Here is a 19,971-nt window from a genome sequence, read left to right as displayed (position 1 = left end):
AAGCCCACTCGTCGGCGGGCTTTTATGAGATGTCTAAAATAGCCCTTTGGCTTTTCTTAGCGGAGGCAAGTTAGCGTTTCATGTCGTTTGGTTGATTTAAATTCGATGCTGTATGGGCGACTGCCAACAGGTATCAAAAACTGATTCAAGTATAGTGATTATTAGTGGGTTAAGCAAGTCGTAATGGATCAGATCATTGTCAAAAATAGCTCGGGAGGTGAGTTGCCGCTGTTTGGCTACGAAATAGCGCGTACCGTCGAAAAAGCGGAGCAGAACAAGCGGCTGCTGGGGGAAGACACGATTGCCATTACCGTCAACTCGGCGGGGCCGCTCATTTTCAATATTGGCGATTACCTGGAGGTGTTTGGGGAAACCTACACCCTGAACAGCAAGCCCGTTGGCACGAAGTTATCTGAGAATAAGTTTCGCTATGATCTTGAATTTCAGGGGGCGCAGTACTCGCTTCAGCGCGTTCAATACCTGTCGGCCGATCTGACTGGCTTCAACACGGGTGGCGCGTTTTCGCTAACGGGCAACCTGGCGGTGTTCATTGGGGTGCTGATGACCAATATCGCCCGGGCGCTTCCCACCTGGTCACTGGGCAATGTGATTACTACGACCGAAAAAACCCTATCGTTCAACAACGAAGATTGTCTGGCCGTGCTCCAGCGCTTATGCTCGGAGTTTCAAACCGAATTCCGGATTGAATACAACGGTACGGGTAGAGAACTATTCGTGGGGACAACGGGCGTTGTGTTACCCCACGTGTTTCAGTTCGGTCAGGCCAAAGGCGGCACGGAAATCAAGCGCCAGATCGTTTCCAATACCGGCTTTTTCACCCGGCTCTACGTTGAGGGCGGAAGCAAAAACATACCTACGGCCTACCGAAGCAATGCGGGTAAGCTGGTCTTCGCCAACCGGCCGAATAACTTTCTGGAGAATGCCACCACCAAAGCGGCCTTTGGGCTGATTGAGCAGTACAAAGAATTTCCCGACATCTATCCCCGCCGGACGGGTACGGTAACAGCGCTCGGCGCCGATGTGTTCACGTTTGTCGATTCGGGCATGAATTTCGATCTCAACGCCCAGTTATTGCCTGGTCAAACCGCGAAAGTGAGCTTTAAGACGGGTAAGCTAACCGGCTATGAGTTTACGGTGAATAAATACACTGCCAGTAGCAAAACGTTCGTGCTGGATAAACTGGAGGATAACGGGCAGACGTATCCAGCGGCAGGGGCGTTCGCTATCGCAGCGGGGGATACGTACGTGCTGCTGGACATTCTCATGCCGCAATCCTACGTCGATAGCGCCGAGGCTGAACTACAGGCAGCGGGGCAGGCGTATCTGGATGCGAACGGAAAACCCCGCAATCAGTACACGATCGCCCTGGATCAATTGTATCTGGCGGACCGGGTTGCGCCCGGAACGATTCACAACTGGTTTGGCCTGGGCGATACGGTTACCATTCTGGATACGGACCTTCAGATCGAAGGCGGTAGCCGGGTGATTGGCTTCAAGCGCGACCTGATCAACCACTACAAGTACACCCTGGACGTTGGCGATAGCTTCGACGTATCAATCATTTATCGGCAACTCAACGAGCGCAACACGGTTCAGCGCATCATCAAGATCAACGATCTGCGCGATGCCCGGTCAGCGAAGGAGTCCTACCGGGTGGCCCAGGAGCTATACAAAAACGTATTCGATCCCGACGGCTATTTTGATCCGGAGAAAATTAAGCCGCTGAGCATTGAAACGATGATGCTCAGCGTCGGTACGCGGTCACAGCAATTTATTCTCAACGTAACGGTGACACCCAATGTTGGCGGCAACCCCAATGTAGTGCATGTCAGCAACGGAACGCTCACCCACTTAACGATTGAAGACACGCCCAAGACGTGGCAGATACCGGCCCAGACGTTCACGATCAATGACAATGAACTTCGCTTCATCTACGTCGAAGCGAATAAGACAAATTACAATGAAGCAGGTTTTCAATTCTTCACGACGGGCGTAACGGTTGATTCGCATCCAATTTACCACCGGTTTCTAGTGGGTATGCTTCACAGTGTGGGACCGGACGGGGTACGTCGTATTCACTTGACGTACGGTTTCACGATCATTAACGGCCGATATATTACTACGGGTGTTATTCAGTCGGCGGATGGTCAAACCTCATTCGACCTGGATAGCGGTATTATCAAAGGTCGAATCGAGTTTAGAAAGCCGGATGGCAGTACCGGCACAATCGACGAGGTCTCTCAGGAGTTGGCGGACTTCTCCGAAGTCGTAACAACGTATCAATCCCAGCTTGACGAAAAGGTTGAAATCTGGTTTCAGGATGTCGATCCGAATACATGGCCAGCTACCGATCGGGTGAAGCATTCTGGGGATATCTGGTACAGGCCTACATTCAAGGAAATGTTTGCCTATAACGGCTATGCGAATACCTGGCTACCCATTTATGATAAGGATGCACTGGCGGCCTTTGAAAGTGCATCAAAGGCTCAGGATACAGCGGATGGCAAACGCCGGGTGTTTACAGGAACGCCCCACGCACCTTATGACGTCGGCGATATGTGGACTCAGGGGGCGTCAGGCGAAATTATGGTATGCGTCACAGCAAAATTAGCTGGGCAGGCTTATTCCCTTAGTGATTGGGTCAAAGCCGGAAAATATACCGACGACTCATCGCTTCAGGCATTTATTACTGTCGTTTATAATCCCTTCACGCAAACCGTAAATGGATTACAGGCGCAAATCGACGGAAAGATCACAACCTGGTATCAGGATACCGAACCGAATACGTGGCCAGCATCGGAAAGGCTTGCTCATAGTGGTGACTGGTGGTATAAAGCCTCTACCAAACAACTGTTTGCTTATAACGGCTATGATAATAGCTGGCTGGAGATTCTCGACAAACAGGCACTCGAAGCCGCAGCGCTGGCATCGCAGGCTAAAGATACGGCGGATGGCAAGCGGACGGTCTTTCAGACGACGCCCTACCCACCCTACCAGCCCGGCGATTTATGGGCGCAGGGGGCTGGTGGTGACATTATGATGTGTGTCGTCGGTAAAGTTGCTGGGCAATCCTACAGCCCTTCCGATTTTACAAAGGCGGGAAAATACACAGGTGACGAAGCGATCATAAACTTTGTCAATGCGGTCTATAATCCGTTTGTGACGGGCGTACAGACGCAGCTGGATAATCGGTTCGACGCTTGGTTTGGTCCGAACGATCCAAAACTTAACTGGACGACTGAAGATGAACGTAACACCCACGCGGGTGATTACTGGTACAAAAACGATACGAAAGAGCTGTTTGCCTATAATGCGGGGGCGAATAGCTGGGAGCCGATCCAGGATAAGGATGCGCTGGCGGCTTTTGGCATTGCCAATCAGGCGCAGGATACCGCTGATGGTAAACGACGAAATTTCATCGCTACTCCCTACGCACCGTACGACGTTGGCGACATTTGGATGCAGGGTCCTGGGGGCGATATTCTCCGGGCTGTGACGGCCCGGGCGGCAGGTCAGGCGTTCAATGCCAGTGACTGGGTGGTGGCGGCTAAGTATACCGATGATTCAGCGCTTCAAGCCTTTATTGGATCGGTCTATACACCGTTTACTCAGACGGTAAACGGGTTGCAGGCTCAGATTGACGGAAAGATCGAGATATGGTTTCAGGACGCAAACCCGGCTATATGGCCGGTAGCCGATCGAACCAAGCATAGTGGCGATATCTGGTATAAGCCTACGTCCAAGGAGATGTTCGTTTATAATGGAAATGACAATACCTGGCTACAAGTCTATGATAAAGACGCTATTGCTGCGCTGGAGCTGGCATCTCAGGCCAAAAGTGCCGTTGACGGAAAAGTAACGCACTTTAGCGCCACACCCTACCCCCCTTACGAAATCGGGGATTTGTGGACCCAGGGGGCGGGCGGAGGCTTGCTGCGTAGTATTGCCAATAAAGCGGCCGGGCAAGCGTTCGCTATGATTGATTGGGTGGTTGCCGTCAATTACGACAATACTCAAACTGCGATTAATGGGGGCATTGTCACATCGGGAACAATTCAATTAGCGGGCAGTGACGGCTCGATTCAAGCTGGCATAACTGGCGTTGATCGGTCGGCAGCTAAAACGCGAATTTGGGCGGGAGCATCCTTTGAAAATCGGGACATTGCCCCGTTTATGGTTCGTCAATCAGGAGAAGTGTTCGTTCGGTTTAGGCTCGAAGCAACAGGATATACACCTGATGGTCAGAACATTCAAGGGCAAGCAGGTTTTGCCGGGGCCCTTAGTCCATCCGATTCTACTGTACGTATTTATGCGGGTGCTGATTATAATGGACGCGCAACGGCACCGTTTCGGGTGCATAGTGACGGGTCGATGGTGGCCACAGCCGGAAAAATTGGCCGCTTAAAAATACAAGATGCCTACCTCACCAATGAAGGCGACAATACCGACGCAGCCATTAAAATCGAGAATGGGGGCAAGTTTGTTGCAATTGGTAGTGTTGTCTATGCCCCCTCAACGGGCCTGGATGCTGTAGCTCGTTTTGAGAACATACAGCCACCCAATAGTACATCTAACGTAACCTCGGCCGTATTTAAGGCTAGCGGAGCCAACACAGCAAGCGGGGGAATAAACCTCGCTATTGATGCAGAAGTGGGTTCTTCGCGGTTGGGTGATGCGCTATTGAACGGTAGAAGAACGTATTACATCAAAGGATTTAGCGAAACTGTAAACCCTTCTTTATTTGACGTAATTGACGTTTATCCCAGCTCTGGTACAAGTCGATCAATTGTTACATTTTCGGGCGAACCCGTTGGCAATGGCAAAGAAATCACCATCATTCACAGTCGGGTAAACGGACAGGTGACGCTTCGCAATATTGTGCGTGGCTATGTCGATTACGACATGGCAGCGGGTCACGTGGTAACGCTTATCCGATCAGAAATATATTGGTACGTAAAAGGCGATTGGCAAAATGTATTCTAAATGCTACGGGGCTGTACAGATAGTTGTCATACTAACAGTTTGCATAGCAAATAGGTAGGCATTAAAAAGCCGACTTTCATATAGTAAGGTCGGCTTTTATGTAATCATTGTTCGTGAAACTGCCAGCGAAAACCAAGGAAAAGATCATCATTGAAGGGCTTACCATTTTTTGGGTTGATGCCCCTACAGCGATAAGGAATCGATTGTCGGTGAATGCCCAATGCTTCGGCCACCTTTCGAGCTGACTCCCAAACCTTGAGAACCTTGCCCGTTTGAGGGTCAATTTGATCTATTTTTACTCGCTTGGCAGCACCTAAAACTTTATTATGCTCTATAAGTTGTTTAAGCCGCGATTCAGGGACCGGAACCCCTTTTCTGTATGCACTTAATTTCGCCTTAAGTTCATCCGAACGTTTTTTGCCATACATGGGATTCTTTTCGCCAACCTGCGCCTTTCCTCGCGCTCTGGTAGCCTCTATTTGCTTTTCTGTGGCCTTTCTTCCTACGCGCTTACCTGCGTCAGTGGCTAGTCTAAGTATGTTATAGCCCTTGTCGGATTCGTAGCTTTGGTAATAATCCATCCAATACTGCTCTCTGTTTTTTAGCTGGGACGTGTCGTCAACTCGCTCTAAAACCTCAAACTCAAAGTTCTTTTTACCATACTTACGAATGGCATAACCAAATGTCATTTCTTGACTTTTGCATCCATGCGTATAATACCGCCTACAAATGTTTACAGACTGCCCAACATAAACCTTACCGTTTATTTTATTAGTAAACTTGTAAATGCCGGGGAAATTATAGTGTGCTATTATCATGACCTTTTCTTTTTTTTGACTGGTTTGCGAAAATTTACAGGATAGGATTCAGTTTTTTCGTGGCATGAATGACACAGCGTTTGTCCTAGGTCGTGCGACCACAAGGCAACACATTCTTTGGCCTCCTCCACTGACGTAATGCCGTTTGCCCTTACCAATGTAGATAATTCCGTTAGGTGATGGGCCTCTATAACTCGCTTACGACCGTTCCTTGCACCACATTGTTGACAGGCGAAACGGTCCCGAATAAAAACCGCCCGCTTCCACGCTTCGTATTCATCTAAGCGTCTTATTTTTCTGATCAGTTCCGACGTGGTGAACATATCATGTTAGGGTTTTCAAAGACGTTGCCAACTACCAGATCGCCCGTATTTACGTCATTGAACGTATTCAGATCGTGATCACCGGCCAGTACCCCAAACGCTCCATGTTGAAACACCACCTCATGCCATGACTCGTACACGCGGTTTTCGGACTGGTCGTAGCACCGCCAGTACAAAATATCACCCTCCCAAATCTCCCGCCCGTTCTTATCGTAGATGCCCGTAAACTGAACGATTGTCAGGTCAGGGTTGGCAGGCAGGGAACAGACCGGAACAAATGTCCGGCCTGTTTTATCCCATGCTTTTAGCTTTATTACGCGCCCGTTCATTACTCTTCCGAATAGCTTAGTTCAGCCATTACCAACCCGTACACTTTGTCCAGATGCCCGTACCGCTCCAGGGCGTCCAACATGCTTTCCGTACCGGCTCGCGTCAACCTATATACGTTAATGCTGTACACGTCAAACAGTCGCTTATAGAGGTAGGTATACGTTTCCTGCGTGGTCGCGTCGTGGAAACCGCAGTACTCCACTACCCGCGTGTGAATGAGTTGACGTAACGGGGACGTACCGACGCTCGGCCGTGGTCGGGGCAGGCCCGGCATAGACAACTGCCTACCCGCCCGGCCTGGGTTGACTGGCTTGCAGCCCGTTGTCATAATCTGATCAACGTCGGCTCGAAGCTGGGCAATCATTTCCCCCTGCGTCAGTAGAATTTGCTGACTTTGGCTAACTAGTTGCATCAAGACCTGCTCCGTAGATGGAGGGGCGGGGGCCAACAGCGAGTTAAGCTGCTTTTCCTTGTCGATGAAATATTGCCGCGCCTGTTTGCCCTTCTCGGTGCGCTGGATCATGGCAATTTCTTTGGCACAATCCAACGTTAAGGCGTAGTCGGTCATTGGCCGCCCTCCATTGGGGTTATCGTCATTTTTGACGATAACCTGCGAATAATCCTGCCCCTCGGTGAAGCCGTAATCAAACATGCGTTTGCTCCATTTGGCAAACTCAGTCTTAACCTCGAAAAAGCTGTGCAATTCACGAGCAGAAACAACGGGCGAACCTTGCCCCCCCGTCGAGATGGTTATCAACTCATTCACAGCCCACCTCCTGCAATTTGCGCATGTTGTCTACACGGTCATAGGCTTCATAAATTGCCGCCAGCCTAACCATAAGCCGTAACGTAGAAAACAGACTGGAAATATGATGCTCGCGAAGCTCGAATACTTTGGTGTGATCCACATCACGTTCGGGGTCAGCATCGACCATAAACAGAAAATGCGAATAAAAGGCGCTTGAGATTTCCTCGAGATTATCGGAAAGGTCCGACTCGACAACTAAATCCTTTACCGCCTTTTCTAATACTGCCTGACGTTCGACTAAAGCCTTGTCGCTGAATTTCTTATCCACGACTCACCTCCTTTTCATCAAAAGCGCTCGTTTCGGTACGTAGTGCTTCGTTAATGTCCCTAAGTTTGTCCAGGAAGTTCACTAAATCGAGCGCTGTGCTAATCTGTCGATTGTTTACCGTTTTGGTTAGATCAGGCGCGGAGGTTATTAGCCAGTATTCAAGGAGATTGTTGATGGCCTGAATTGGACTGACCCCACAAAGAAACTCATCTACCACCCGAAGCAGGTCGGTTTGTATGGCGTACACATCGGCGTGTACTGGTTGCCAGTCATCCGGCGATAAGGGTGGATTGGGGCCGCTTTGGGCCGTTTGTGGAGAGGAATTTGCATAAGAATTCCTACCACGGTAATTTGCATCCGTGTTCATAGTAACGAACTGTTAAAAGTGATCACGAAGCCCCGACGTTCCTACCGCCAAGTTTGAATCGTTGGGGTTCTTCGTTTGTAGCTAAACCGATTTTCGGCCTGAACTGCATTACAATATTAGTAAAACTTAAGATATATCCAAAGTGTTTAAGTAAAAAAATATTAGTTAATTAAAGCCTTTATATCTACTCCGATAGCGTTTGCTACTCTCTCAAGTGTTTCAATGGTAAGGTTCTGCTTACCAGATTCATACTGATTAAAGGTTGACTCTGAAACGCCCAGTTTCGCCCCCAGTTCTTTCTGAGTTAGTCCCTTCGCCTTACGAGCCTCTCGTATCAAATGGCCAACTCTCATTTTTACATTTGTCATAGTCACTCCGTTGTTGGTATAAACTTACAAAATGTTACTAACATATTTTGGAAAGATTACCGTATTTGGTAGAAGTTGCATACACTTTTGAGAGAATGGTTTATTCGGTTAACCATAACCGCTTAATCAATTTCTCTTAAAAGACTATACCAGCCTCCTAAATAAGTTAAATTTGAATATTTTCCTCTGACACTTGAGCTCCTTCCAAAGAAAACAATTCCATAGCATTAAACGATAAATTGCTTTTTTATTCAAATTTCTTATTGATCCGTGAATTAGTCTGTAAAGTTTGTGAGCAGCTTTCCGTTTGACATTTGAATTTTATTTACTCAATGTTTAGCAGGAGTAGTTTACATCATGAGCAACTTTAATAGTTTGTCGTATACGACAGTTTAACCGCTCTAAAATATGAAAAACCATTTACTGACCCCTTTATTATTGCTACTCACTATAACGGCCTATGCTCAAGTTGGCATTGGAACCATTATTCCCGACCCGTCGGCTCAGCTCGATGTAGTGTCTACACAACGAGGCTTACTACCACCCCGCATGAGTGCCCAACAACGAACTAACATTCCGAATCCGGTTGAGGGGTTAATGGTGTATCAGAATGAATCTCCTTTAGGCTACTATCTATTCAAACAGGGGAGTTGGCAAAGGTTAGTTACCGAGGCTGAGCTAACCGCAGCTATAGTCCCAAGTTATGCCTTTGCACAACGGGTACTACCAGCTGATATAGCGAATGGGGCTTTACTAGATTTCCCTGATTTTCAACAGCTTTCGTCAGATATAACACTCAATCCTGCTGGCAACTCTGTTTTTACGTTTTCTAGACCGGGCCTTTACCATGTAACCTATACGATTGTACTCGGCGGATCCAATTTGTCATTAGTCGCTGAGTACAATGGAGTTGAAATACCCGGTGGGGCAATATCTAGTATAATCACAACGCAAATCGCTAATGTTATACTGAACGTAACAGGGAGTTACTCAACCTTTGCAATTAGAAGTAAAGCAAATTCAAGAGTATATGATGCCCATATAGAGATAAAACGCCTGTAATTGCCCCTAACTGACTCCTAAAAGCCAACAGTAAACTGCCCACAAACTTTACAGACCAATTCACGGATCAATAAACTGAATCACCTAGATATGTATAAATATTAAAATGTATAAAGTATGAGCACATATTTTAATTCAAAAATAGGAGCTAAGTTCGTTTTAATGTTATTATTCGCTTTAGGCTCTTGTAACACAAGCAAGGAAGACGCTACAAATCCTGGATCATCAAGCAAAAATGATTTGCAAGCTGCGGTATATACGCTACTTTTTGAAGAAAATGATAAGAGTCAGGGTGTCGTCCTCCTCAATTTGATTCAAACTTCTGACTTAAAATTTAATTTGGAAGGCTATTTATACCGGTATTCAACGAAAGACAAAAACAAGACTATCAAAATATCAGGTGATTTCATTGCTGCTTTTGTTAACAAAAGTATCGACTATAATCGATTTGCGACTTATGGAGACTTTGCTAAAGATTATTTCTCGAGCTTTCCTGAATTTCGAAGTGAACTTAAGTTAAGTCAAGCTCAAATACAAAAGTTAATTAATCGAGAAAATATTGACTTGGCATATAACAAATCAGTTAATAAGAATTTTCTTTGGGATTTTTTGACCAGTATAATTCCATCAGCACAAGCTCAACAAGTCTCAACATCTGTTCAGGGATTTGTCTGGGCGGTAGCAGGAATTCTTGCATTTTCAGTTGTGGCAGCTTTATCTCCAGCTTTGGGAGCCGGTCTAGCTGCGGCAGCACTAAACGGTGCGGGGTGGGCGGTAGCTGCATACTTTGCATATAGAGCATATAATGCTTTTCAGTCTACTTACGGAGGAGGCCTTTTTGGAGACCTTGTAGGACAAGGGGGTAACGCTTCTAATGCATTTGCCGGTTTATTAGACCCTATTTGTAAAGCATTATCAGGAGGGCAAGGTTGTCAAACACAAGCAGCACCTGAGGACTGGAAGGAATTAATACCTAAAATTCAACAACAACTTCAAAGGTTATACGATGATCTAAAGAACAGCAATATTCCAGAAACAATTAGGCGATGGTTTATTCAAAGCACCGGTGACCCCCATTTAAAAACTGCCGACGGATATTATTATGATTTTCAGGGGCATGGTGAGTTTATCGCCATAAAATCAACGGAAGATAATTTTGAAGTACAGGCACGTCAGGAAGACGTAATGAATACCGGCTATGTAACAGTGAATACGGCTATTGGTATTCAAACTGGAGGGGATATTGTAAGCGTAACAGCAAAGCCTTTCACATTGTATGTAAACGATGCGAAGGTTCAAGACTTGAATTTTACAACCTTGCCTCTCACTAAGAATGCGTCTGTTAAGAAGTCTCAAGAAAACGGGCGAGATGTATATACCGTAATAACGACAAAAAATGACGCCGTTAAAATTCAAACCAATGGGACATACTGGCTGGATTATAGCTTGTCTATAAATGATGAACGCAAAGGTAAAGTAATTGGCCTACTGGGTAATTATGATGGCAACAAGGATAATGATTTAATGATTAAAGATGGAAAAGTAATAGCCTATTCACTCAATGAGCTATATTCTAGTTTTGCCGATAGCTGGCGCGTCAAAACAGGATCGCTTTTGCACTATGATGGCTCGAATAACACAGATAGCTATACCAAGAAAAATTTCCCTCAGAAAAGAGAGGCTGTTGAACTTGCTAAGTGGCAGAGCGCTTTAGAAGCTTGCCGAAAGGAGGGTGTAACGAACGAACCTTTTCTGACCAACTGCGCCACGGACATATATTATACGAACGATCTAGCTTTCGCAAATTCGTCGCTTTTGAGCCAACAAATGAATCCTTTATCTGACCCCTTGGTCAGTAACGACGTTAGTTATTTTAAAGATGTACGCATAACAGTGAGCAATTCACAAGGCAATCTCGAAGATTCCTGTCTGGTAAATTTGCATACAGGTGAGGTCTATCAATTAAAAGACGGAGCCAAAAATGCTAATAAGGTTGATGCGATTGTGACGTATTACTGCGGAATAGACATCCGATCACCCGCCAATATAATACTTTGCGGTTCTTCGTGTGGCGTATATCCAACCTATCGGATGCTCAACGACCAAAAATGGTCGGTTTATAGAACTGGGGGATATGACTCAAAGTCTACCCCAAGAGATGACAACCCGACTTCCACGAATGTAATTGCAGGCGCGCAGTGGCCTAATTTAACTTCTTCTGCTTCGCTGGCAAATCTACCCTGGCTGAACTATGTCCAAGCTTCCAGCAACTCATCCAGTACCATTTTGGTAGCTGCTGCTGATAATACAAATCTATGCGTACCAAGCTATTTCTTCAGTCAGACCCTCACCCGCTTTGTAACTCAGGATGGGAAGCGGGGTGTCTATCGGGTCAAAAATTTCGGTAAAAAAGGCACGGGCTGGTGGGTAACTTTTGACATAAAGATTCAGAAGTAGTTTTAACTAACCTATACAAAAAATACCCCTCAACCTATACGTGTTGGTTGAGGGGTATTTTTTGCGCCTTGAAAATAGGCTACAAAACTTAAATAGCTATTTCCAGTGATTCTCTTAACTCGCAACTTATAATTTTTGCTTAGACTGACTGTAGAGAATCTTAACTTGGGAGAAACTCCTGTTTTTTTGAGAAGTCGCTTAGCTATACTGCGGCCTATCGACATATAGAGTACTTATATTTGTGTACTCTTTATCACATAATTATATCGTGAAAAAAAGAATGGCAATTGGCTTCATTGTCCTTGGTGGAATATTACTTATAGCGGGAATGGTAATTGCTATAATGGACGGCATGAAGCCGCTGTACATTATACTTATCGCTGGTGTGATTGCCTTGGTTGGCACTGCTTTCGGAATTATTGGAAAGTTTTTTCAAGACGAGAACTCATCAAAAAAATCAGATAAAATTTTAGAGGGCGTACAGGATGTAAAAAATTACAATACAGGAGGTGATAGTTACTGTTACCTTGAGTTTTCGGAATGGCCTTGGGACAACAAAGTTCAAATAAAGATTAAAATGGATACAAGTCAAAAATATCCAATTCATAACCTGAATGTTAAACTATTTGCAACTGATCAAATGTTTGATAACTTCCCGGACAGGTACATGTACATAATAAATGGTAATAAAATTGATCCTGGTACAAATATTACAGTCATTGGCCCTGGGATAGAAACTTACCTAAAAGAGCTTCAATTAAAACCCGAAAATAATTTAATTTTATTGGTGGCCGTTTTCGAAGTAGGGGATGGATCGAAAAAGTGGTTTCAGCGCACTGTCTTTAGAAGGGACAAGGAAGAGTACAAAAACGCATTTGTTAGTGGTACACATATTGAACTACATAGACGTGATACACAGGTGTATAAGATAACAAGTTCCGTACAAGAAAGAGTTACAGATGGTATGAAAAAGAATGAAAGAGTAGTGACCCAGCATATATTAAAAGAGGAGTCTGACTATACAGGTACATTGAGTTCCTTAGACTGGATAAAATACCAACACTTTGGTATCAATGAGCAAGCGTATATAAATAAGGTTTTATATGAAAAAATACAATAACAAAGGCTAGTCGATTTCTTTACCTAGAAAATGCTCACCCCCTTGGTGCCCTGCCCTCCCTCGACTTTACACCTCTTTCGATAACTATTGCCATTATAAAGCGTTCGAAACTAAACTCTCTACCCCGAAACGGGTACGTTACACCTGGGCGGTTTCGGCCCGCCTATTGTTCGGATTGGCGATTTAAAGTTCATGCTGAGGAGGATTGACAATGCGGTTGAGTAGGCATAGTAAAAATCACCCTACTTGAGACTCGAAGCGATTTTAAGATAGTACCAAAATATTGAAACAAAAAACTTTGGATTTGATATAGAATCCATTAAAATCGTTATTTGATCTATAAATTAATAGTCTTATATCTAATGCCTTTTCCAATCAAAATCCCTTTCGACAAAGTCCCTGACCTATTTAATGGCAATCCTGTTGATTTAACTATTCACTCAGGCTTAACCATTTTTGTAGGCCCTAACGGTTCAGGAAAAACTCAGTTTCTTAAATTCCTAAGAGCTAATAGTCATGTAATACCGTCTATTTGTGCTGCAAGATACATTTCAGCAGGAAGACTAGGTTTCTATGAGCAGTATAGATCAAATGCCCATGGTGGACGAAGTTATACAAATCCTGAAGATGCGTACATGGGTGATTCAGGAACTAAGCAATATAGGTTGAGTTCTGAATCAGCTATAGGAGATTTTTTTACATTGAGTGATCGTGTTGATATACTTATAAAGGTTGCAGAAAGACTACGAAAAATTTTTCATCGGGATATTATTCTTGAATGGGATAGCGGGCGTTTGAAAGTAAATTTTAAACGTACTAACGAGGTAGGTTCTGTTTATACATCCGCAAAAGAGGCAAGTGGGCTTTTACATTTAGTGTCGATTTTGACTGCTATATATAATGATGAGATTAGTATACTTTTTATAGACGAACCAGAAATCTCTCTTCATCCTCAGTTGCAAGCTTTCTTGAGAATGGAAATGGAACGCGTTGCTGGCGATCCTAAAATACCTGGCAAAAAAGCGATAATTATTAGCACCCATTCTCCTGAATTTATAACCATTCGCAGGCCGGAAGACATATGCAATTTCGTGTTTTTTTCAACTATAGATACTTCTCCAAAACAGCTTGCTTTTGATGCTAAGGAGTTGAAGTATAATAAGATAAGGTCGCTGCTTATGAGAATGGGACATATACACAAAGCTGCATTTTTCGCCCAGCGCCCTTTAATGGTAGAAGGGCCGAGCGATGAGATAATATGCTCTTTCTTAGAAGGGAAGTGTGATCTATACCTGAATGCCGCTGGATCTCAGATACTACCTGTGATTGGAAAAGACCAAATGCCAATAGTGACAAAATTATTTCAGGCTATAGGCAAAACACCAGTAATTTTAACTGACTTAGACAGCATTGCAGATGGAACATCTTTAATTAACGCGTTATCAATTAACGATAAAGCAGAGCAGAAAGCTCAGGATTTTGGTCATAAGTCCGTTCATGAAATGACTAAATTAGTTTACGGAGATTTTACCAAAATTGTTGATAATCACTGGACTGAACTTGAAATTCACTTAACGAGTGAAACTATAACCGATAGCACTCAAAAGAAGAGGGTTCTGTTGAAGTACCTTTTAAATTCTGGCATAAAGCAATTAAATTCACTCCCCTTTAAATCTGATTTAATAACGGCTCGCAAGCGATTCGATGGATTGCTAGGAATTTTGGAAGAGGCCGGATGCTTTTTGCTACGAAAAGGTACAATAGAGGATTATTACTTTGCTCAACCAAACGTAACGACTAGTGACAAAATAACTTCAGCTGCATCAGAAACCGAGTCTATGGATCAACTCCCTATGGAGCAAATTAATAGCCAGTATGCAGACGTAATTAAAGCATTAAAATATGCATCTCTATCACCTGATATAAACGAAGCAGAGGCTGTATCAGAAATCTTATTATCTTTTGCCGCCCCAGCGATTAGTAAATTAACTTCGCCTAGTGCTACGCTTGAAATTACCAACATGGCGATGCGCCTACTGGGGGACAAGGCATCGCTTTTTAAATTTGAAGTAGAACAATTGGAGGGTAATAATACTCTTCTTGTTGATAAGAACAGTACTATTTTGAACGTTCAGGGTTTTCCCGTAAAGTTTACACAGCAGTCAAATCCGAATGAGGTAGTGAAAAACAACATAAAACCTTTATAAAAGTAGTCGTTTGACCTAATAACGCTGAATATTATACTCATCTATTGGCAACTAAACAGCCGCCTCCCAAACGGGCGGTGGCTGTTTAGTTGCCAACTAGTTACATTTTATGAGAATGTAGACCCACCCAATATTACACCTTAGATCCAAGTCAGTAGCAGCCTATTAATTTAACGGTAGCCATTCTCGCTTTTCAGCAAAAAAAAAGCCAGGCCACAAGGCAGCCTAGCTTTCCGCTTTTATCCACACCATTGTAAGCATAAGCTTACAGAGTTATCAAACATACGCCAAACCGCTTAATTTGGACTAGCGCACTCACATTTAAAACCCATTAAAACGAGTCTGAGTCCATTACATCCCGCAACTCCTGCGGCATTTCAAACTCCGCCCACTGTTCTTTCCTGGCCAAGTAAACCTCAAACAATAACGCTTTCTTCCCTTCTCTAGCCGGATCAGCAATTTGCTTCATGCCCGTCCTATGTGCTACGTAATACAACAGCCAGGTGGCCGGGTCGTCCTTCTCCTCTCCAACCCGAACCAACTCACCATACTCAAAGTGAACAGGCCCCTCAACGGATTCATCGGGGCCAAGCTGAGTAAAGGACTGGCGGCTGGAGTCGTTGTAGCAGTGCAGGCGGAGGTAGTAGTGCATAGGGAGATGAGGGAAAATTTTTAATGATTATAAGATAGCACATTCGAGTTAAAAACAAATAGCCCTGCCGCCTTACAATAAAATCGTGAACTCGCTTTCTCGCTTTGAGTAAGCGGCTTCACTACTACCGTTTACGAAACAAGCACGAAATACTCAATCAATTAATTCTTGATTAAGTTATGTTTGGTACACTAAATCATAGTTACTTATGAATCCACAATCGAAACCATCAGAAATTGATCTAAAGGGCCCAGGTATACGCAAAATCATGAAAGAGTCAGCGTATCAATTGGTAGAGGAGTTAGAAGCATTTCTTAGAGATAACGAATACAGGTACCAAGTATACACGACATTCACGGATGTTCAATTTGAACATGTCCGCTCTCTGCCGCCAATACATGATAGCGTTAGAACGGGATTTAATGAAGCGTTCGATCCCTGGTATCAAACATTGGCTACCTACTTTGCTCACTATGCGGATACCAAACACACTAATGTTGCCCAGTTTGGATCATTACATGAGGAGGCAAGAACTATGTCTCACGAAGAGGCTGTCAAGATTGTTAAGGCAAGAATTGGCTGGCTCCTAATCAATGCCGATGAATTAGAGGATTAGATGGGCTGACGGCATAAAAAAACAGGAGTCTCAATACGTGGCCTCCTGTTTTTGACTCTATTTTAACATAGTCAATTGCGACTCTATAAGCTATAAGTCACCGCAAACATAATACTTTAGACACAATTACAACTACCTGCTACCTAGTGTCTTTGATCAAGCGCCCTATTGTACATTCATTTACGAATTAGTCCAGCCAGCGTAGCATTAGCTGCTAGTCTCAAACATGTCCACTATATTCTAAATGGAAAAAGTCGGGGGTTCATATCGAAAACCGTATTCTTATGATAGGCTACTATGAGCGCCTTAATTAAGTCAGCATAAGGCCGCAGTTTAGAATAGAATTCTTCTTGACAATCAAACACATCAACTAGAATTGTAATATTTGGATTAAGGGTTTTTAATTGGTATTCAAAACCGTCTAGATTAATTGTTCGTCCATCCTCATTGACTCTTCTGATAGTTAAAAAATCGTAACTAGCTGGTTCGCCTGTTATTGGACACGTATCAAAAGGCTTTATTGTCCCATCATTGTATATACCCATTGCTTATTTTTTTGCATAGTAACTACTTCTTAGCTAAATAAGTTACGCAGCCTTTGAACAACCTGCCTACTACGTATATCTACGCGAATCAATCCGACTGCATTTTTAATGATGCTAAAAATCCTCTTCTATTTGAGTACGAGTCATAATTTTAGTTGTCAGTTGATTTATATCTTCAGGCGAAAATTTATTAGTTCTAATTCTTATATCATTAAGGATACCTACCACAAATTCAATATCACTATCCTTTTCTACGAGAATGTATTTGACATCCTTTGGGGTGAAAGACAAAGGGTGTTTTTCCATTTGTTTATTTAAAGCGGCAATCTTGTCGTCGGCTAGAATGCCCTCAATTAGTGACGGTAACTTTTCACTATCCGGCAAAAAGGGGACATACCGCCACTCTTTTTCATCGTAATACCTGTATGGTGGCGGTTGGTTTCTGTATACGTTTTTGGTTTGATATGGCTTTAAATGTGTTTTAATATACTTATATAAGTCACTAAATAATTGCCCTTGAAATATGTTCATAGTTCCAATTTTCTCAAAATTTGCATTGTTATGTAAGTTTGGAAAATGGTTCTCTATTTGTGAATATGGTTCTTGCAGCATTCTGAACGTCATGTCCAACATGAATAACATACCGGCAATTCTTCCAAAATAGTCCGACTCTTCATTAACATACATTATTGGATTTAACTTTTTTGCTATAGCCCACTCTTTGGTCAGCCCCAGACCAAAGCTTGAATAAACGTTCATGTGCTTTACTAGGCTCGTAAGGGGTATATCGCAGAAGCATATCATTGGAATGTAATGCGTTACTTGGTGCGATCCGGTTAAATCTTTTTCAATCAACTTACCGCCCTCGCCCTTTGCAAATTCTTTTACTATTGGAAAATTATTGAAATACCCCTTGTCCTGCTCGGGCGCAAATTCTGCACTGTAGCGAGGAATGAAGCCATTCTCAAAAATACTCAGTAGCCATTTTCTAGGCGTAAAGTGAAATAAGGTGTTTGCGCTCAGATTAGGCATATGAGTTAGCTCAGTAGTGTTAGCCGGTAAAAGCTACCCCATTCCATCTATTACCTATATGATTAGATGTTTATGGTTAGACGATATGGGACAACATGCACAGCATAAGGTTGAGCATCGCTAGTTATTTACGTGTAGCTACATGAATTAATCTAGCTGGTATAGCTACATCAATTATCTTAAATGGACTGTTATCAAATAAAAAAACCCCGAACTAGCGGAGCTTACTATACATTTATATCCTTTTAGACCCAAAGGTCAGGCCATGTCTTTTTTATATAGGCAATTACTGCATTCACCATGACCACTATACTAGCACCAACTACATACAAATGCTCTGTGTCAAGATCGGTCGTATGTATGATCTTTTCAAGCGTCTTGATAAGCATTCTTAGGGCAACAAAAAAAGAGGCACTTGTGAAAAATAATGTGGTAATGTTGTCGAGTGCTATTGTCTTGTGCTCCTTCCTCCTAATTAAGACTACAGGATGTGATATGCAAATTATTAGTGCGCCCCCAACTATTATTATAGGCGACACCCAAGTGTAAAAGTTCATTCAAGGATGGCATGGATTGCAGTTGCTACTCGGTTGAATTATCATTGTTTAAGGCTGGCAAAGCTACGGCTAGGGCTCCAATTGCAACCCCCCAGAGTGCTCCAGTGATGCCTAAGAATGCTCCTAGTCCACCGCCGCCAATAGCCCCAAGCAAAGAAGTATTAATAATATTAGCAACCCTTTTAAAAGAATTTTGCTTAGGTGCCTTATGCCTCATCTTTGAACTAGTTGTTCTTTCTAGTGTGGCCTCTTTCATAACGTGAAGAAATTTTAGTATTGTCTTGTTGCCTCATTACAGAACAATACAAAAGTTGATTTATTAGAAATCTAAACATCTAATAATTATATGGATTTTCAAATAATAGAAAGTAAGATTTTTCTAAGATGTCTAGTACTTTATAATGCATTAGTCTAGTGAAAACTACCAAGTATACTTCTTATGCTACCTATATTGATCATTATATATCGTATAAGGTCATTGGAATCATCAAGCTCTAATTTATTCTTTATGTTTTGTTTATGTGTTGAAATTGTGCGAGGGTCAACATATAGCCTTTTAGCTATTTCTTCATTTTTGAGTCCTTCTCCTATTAACAAAAGTACCTCTTTTTCTCTGTTTGTTAGTTGGGAAAGAAATTCGTTGGTTATGTGAGGTGTCTTATAGTTACCATGACTTATAATATTTGCGAGGACCTCTGTAATTTCAGGACTATAGTAATTTGACCCACCATTAACGCGCTTTATAGCAGTAATGATGTCCTCTTCTTGGGCAAACCTTTTTACCATAATTCCATCAATTCTTCTTTGTATAAGTTCCGTAATTATTTGATCGTCAAGTTGATCTAGCATTATAATCAATCTGCCACTAAATGAATTTTCTCTTATTTTGAAAAGACTTTCTCGCCCAGACATGCTGATACTGTGGCCAGAGGAGTCAACAGATAAATTCATGAACATAATATCGTCCGTCGGTTGCCCAGTTTTGTTCTTAAAATATTCATCTATGTCTTGATATGATTCAACGTTTTCATATTCTACCCCCTTTAAGACAGTTTCAAGCCCTCTTCTGAATAAAAATGATGGGTCTATAATTGTAATGGAAGGACTTTTCATTGGCATTTAATCATTTGTATCAGAAAGGCTGCAATACTACTATTTTTTCACTAAAGAATGACTGATAATTAAGATGATATGCCTGTACGGTATCTTAATTGATATGCTAACTATTAGCCAGACAACTATCTGCCCAAACTGCGTAACGGCACATAAAAACAGGAACCATCCATACGCCGGGGTTCCTGCTTTTACTCCTTCCCTATGAGTTTTTGAAATAGTAGTATACACACGATTAAGCGCAGATAAGGGATTTCCTACTAGTCTAGGTCCCTGATGGAAAAAAATAGGAACCTCACCATGTTGCGGGGGTTCCTATTTTTA

16 protein-coding genes are annotated in these 19,971 nt (G+C 43.0%); 6 read left to right on the top strand and 10 right to left on the bottom strand.

The window, feature by feature from the left end; translation table 11 throughout:
- The first annotated feature begins 183 nt into the window (after positions 1-183).
- Positions 184-5,004, top strand: coding sequence for a hypothetical protein (locus IC230_RS12720; protein WP_191039407.1), 4,821 nt, complete (start codon positions 184-186; stop codon positions 5,002-5,004).
- 104 nt (positions 5,005-5,108) lie between these two features.
- On the opposite strand, the gene IC230_RS12715 is transcribed toward IC230_RS12720, so the two are convergent.
- The 6 genes from IC230_RS12715 to IC230_RS12690 all read right to left on the bottom strand — a co-directional run bounded on the left by IC230_RS12715 (position 5,109) and on the right by IC230_RS12690 (position 8,286).
- Positions 5,109-5,822 (bottom strand): GIY-YIG nuclease family protein, encoded by a 714-nt coding sequence (locus IC230_RS12715; RefSeq protein ID WP_191039406.1) that lies wholly within the window; start codon positions 5,820-5,822, stop codon positions 5,109-5,111.
- Positions 5,823-6,123: 301 nt separating this feature from the next.
- Complete coding sequence (locus tag IC230_RS12710; RefSeq protein ID WP_191039405.1) at positions 6,124-6,474, bottom strand: YopX family protein; 351 nt, start codon at positions 6,472-6,474, stop codon at positions 6,124-6,126.
- Positions 6,474-7,241 carry an antA/AntB antirepressor family protein gene (locus IC230_RS12705; protein ID WP_191039404.1) on the bottom strand — a complete coding sequence of 256 codons (768 nt, stop codon included), beginning with the start codon at positions 7,239-7,241 and terminating at the stop codon, positions 6,474-6,476. The genes IC230_RS12710 and IC230_RS12705 overlap by 1 nt, the downstream gene beginning before the upstream one ends.
- The gene (locus IC230_RS12700) at positions 7,234-7,551 is read right to left on the bottom strand and encodes a hypothetical protein (protein ID WP_191039403.1); all 318 of its coding nucleotides are present in this window, start codon (positions 7,549-7,551) and stop codon (positions 7,234-7,236) included. The genes IC230_RS12705 and IC230_RS12700 overlap by 8 nt, the downstream gene beginning before the upstream one ends.
- A complete protein-coding gene (locus IC230_RS12695; RefSeq protein WP_191039402.1) occupies positions 7,544-7,918 on the bottom strand; it encodes a hypothetical protein in 375 nt (124 codons plus the stop codon). The genes IC230_RS12700 and IC230_RS12695 overlap by 8 nt, the downstream gene beginning before the upstream one ends.
- A gap of 161 nt (positions 7,919-8,079) precedes the next feature.
- A complete protein-coding gene (locus IC230_RS12690; protein WP_191039401.1) occupies positions 8,080-8,286 on the bottom strand; it encodes a helix-turn-helix domain-containing protein in 207 nt (68 codons plus the stop codon).
- A 408-nt stretch (positions 8,287-8,694) separates the two neighbouring features.
- On the opposite strand from IC230_RS12690, the gene IC230_RS12685 reads away from it, so the two are divergent.
- The 4 genes from IC230_RS12685 to IC230_RS12670 all read left to right on the top strand — a co-directional run bounded on the left by IC230_RS12685 (position 8,695) and on the right by IC230_RS12670 (position 15,132).
- Positions 8,695-9,348 carry a hypothetical protein gene (locus IC230_RS12685; RefSeq protein ID WP_191039400.1) on the top strand — a complete coding sequence of 218 codons (654 nt, stop codon included), beginning with the start codon at positions 8,695-8,697 and terminating at the stop codon, positions 9,346-9,348.
- 117 nt (positions 9,349-9,465) lie between these two features.
- On the top strand, positions 9,466-11,805 hold the full coding sequence (locus IC230_RS12680; protein ID WP_191039399.1) for a VWD domain-containing protein: 2,340 nt from the start codon (positions 9,466-9,468) through the stop codon (positions 11,803-11,805).
- 268 nt (positions 11,806-12,073) lie between these two features.
- Positions 12,074-12,925: a hypothetical protein gene (locus IC230_RS12675; protein WP_191039398.1), complete on the top strand. Its 852-nt coding sequence runs from the start codon at positions 12,074-12,076 to the stop codon at positions 12,923-12,925.
- A 362-nt stretch (positions 12,926-13,287) separates the two neighbouring features.
- Positions 13,288-15,132, top strand: coding sequence for an ATP-dependent nuclease (locus IC230_RS12670; protein WP_191039397.1), 1,845 nt, complete (start codon positions 13,288-13,290; stop codon positions 15,130-15,132).
- 331 nt (positions 15,133-15,463) lie between these two features.
- Here IC230_RS12670 and IC230_RS12665 read toward each other — a convergent pair whose 3' ends face one another.
- On the bottom strand, positions 15,464-15,784 hold the full coding sequence (locus IC230_RS12665) for a hypothetical protein (RefSeq protein WP_191039396.1): 321 nt from the start codon (positions 15,782-15,784) through the stop codon (positions 15,464-15,466).
- Between the two features lie 208 nt (positions 15,785-15,992).
- Between IC230_RS12665 and IC230_RS12660 the strand changes: the two genes are divergently transcribed.
- Complete coding sequence (locus IC230_RS12660) at positions 15,993-16,400, top strand: hypothetical protein (protein WP_191039395.1); 408 nt, start codon at positions 15,993-15,995, stop codon at positions 16,398-16,400.
- A gap of 659 nt (positions 16,401-17,059) precedes the next feature.
- Here the strand turns inward: IC230_RS12660 and IC230_RS12655 are convergent.
- The 3 genes from IC230_RS12655 to IC230_RS12645 all read right to left on the bottom strand — a co-directional run bounded on the left by IC230_RS12655 (position 17,060) and on the right by IC230_RS12645 (position 19,647).
- Positions 17,060-17,977, bottom strand: coding sequence for an abortive infection system antitoxin AbiGi family protein (locus IC230_RS12655; RefSeq protein ID WP_191039394.1), 918 nt, complete (start codon positions 17,975-17,977; stop codon positions 17,060-17,062).
- A 582-nt stretch (positions 17,978-18,559) separates the two neighbouring features.
- Positions 18,560-18,790: a hypothetical protein gene (locus IC230_RS12650; protein WP_191039393.1), complete on the bottom strand. Its 231-nt coding sequence runs from the start codon at positions 18,788-18,790 to the stop codon at positions 18,560-18,562.
- 155 nt (positions 18,791-18,945) lie between these two features.
- Entirely contained in the window at positions 18,946-19,647 is a 702-nt protein-coding gene (locus IC230_RS12645) for a response regulator transcription factor (protein WP_191039392.1), read from the bottom strand.
- Positions 19,648-19,971 lie beyond the last annotated feature (324 nt).

Origin of the sequence: Spirosoma validum, assembly GCF_014699035.1 — a bacterium.
In the GTDB taxonomy this organism is placed as follows: Bacteria; Bacteroidota; Bacteroidia; order Cytophagales; family Spirosomataceae; genus Spirosoma; species Spirosoma validum.
This window is presented reverse-complemented; position numbering and strand designations above follow the sequence as displayed.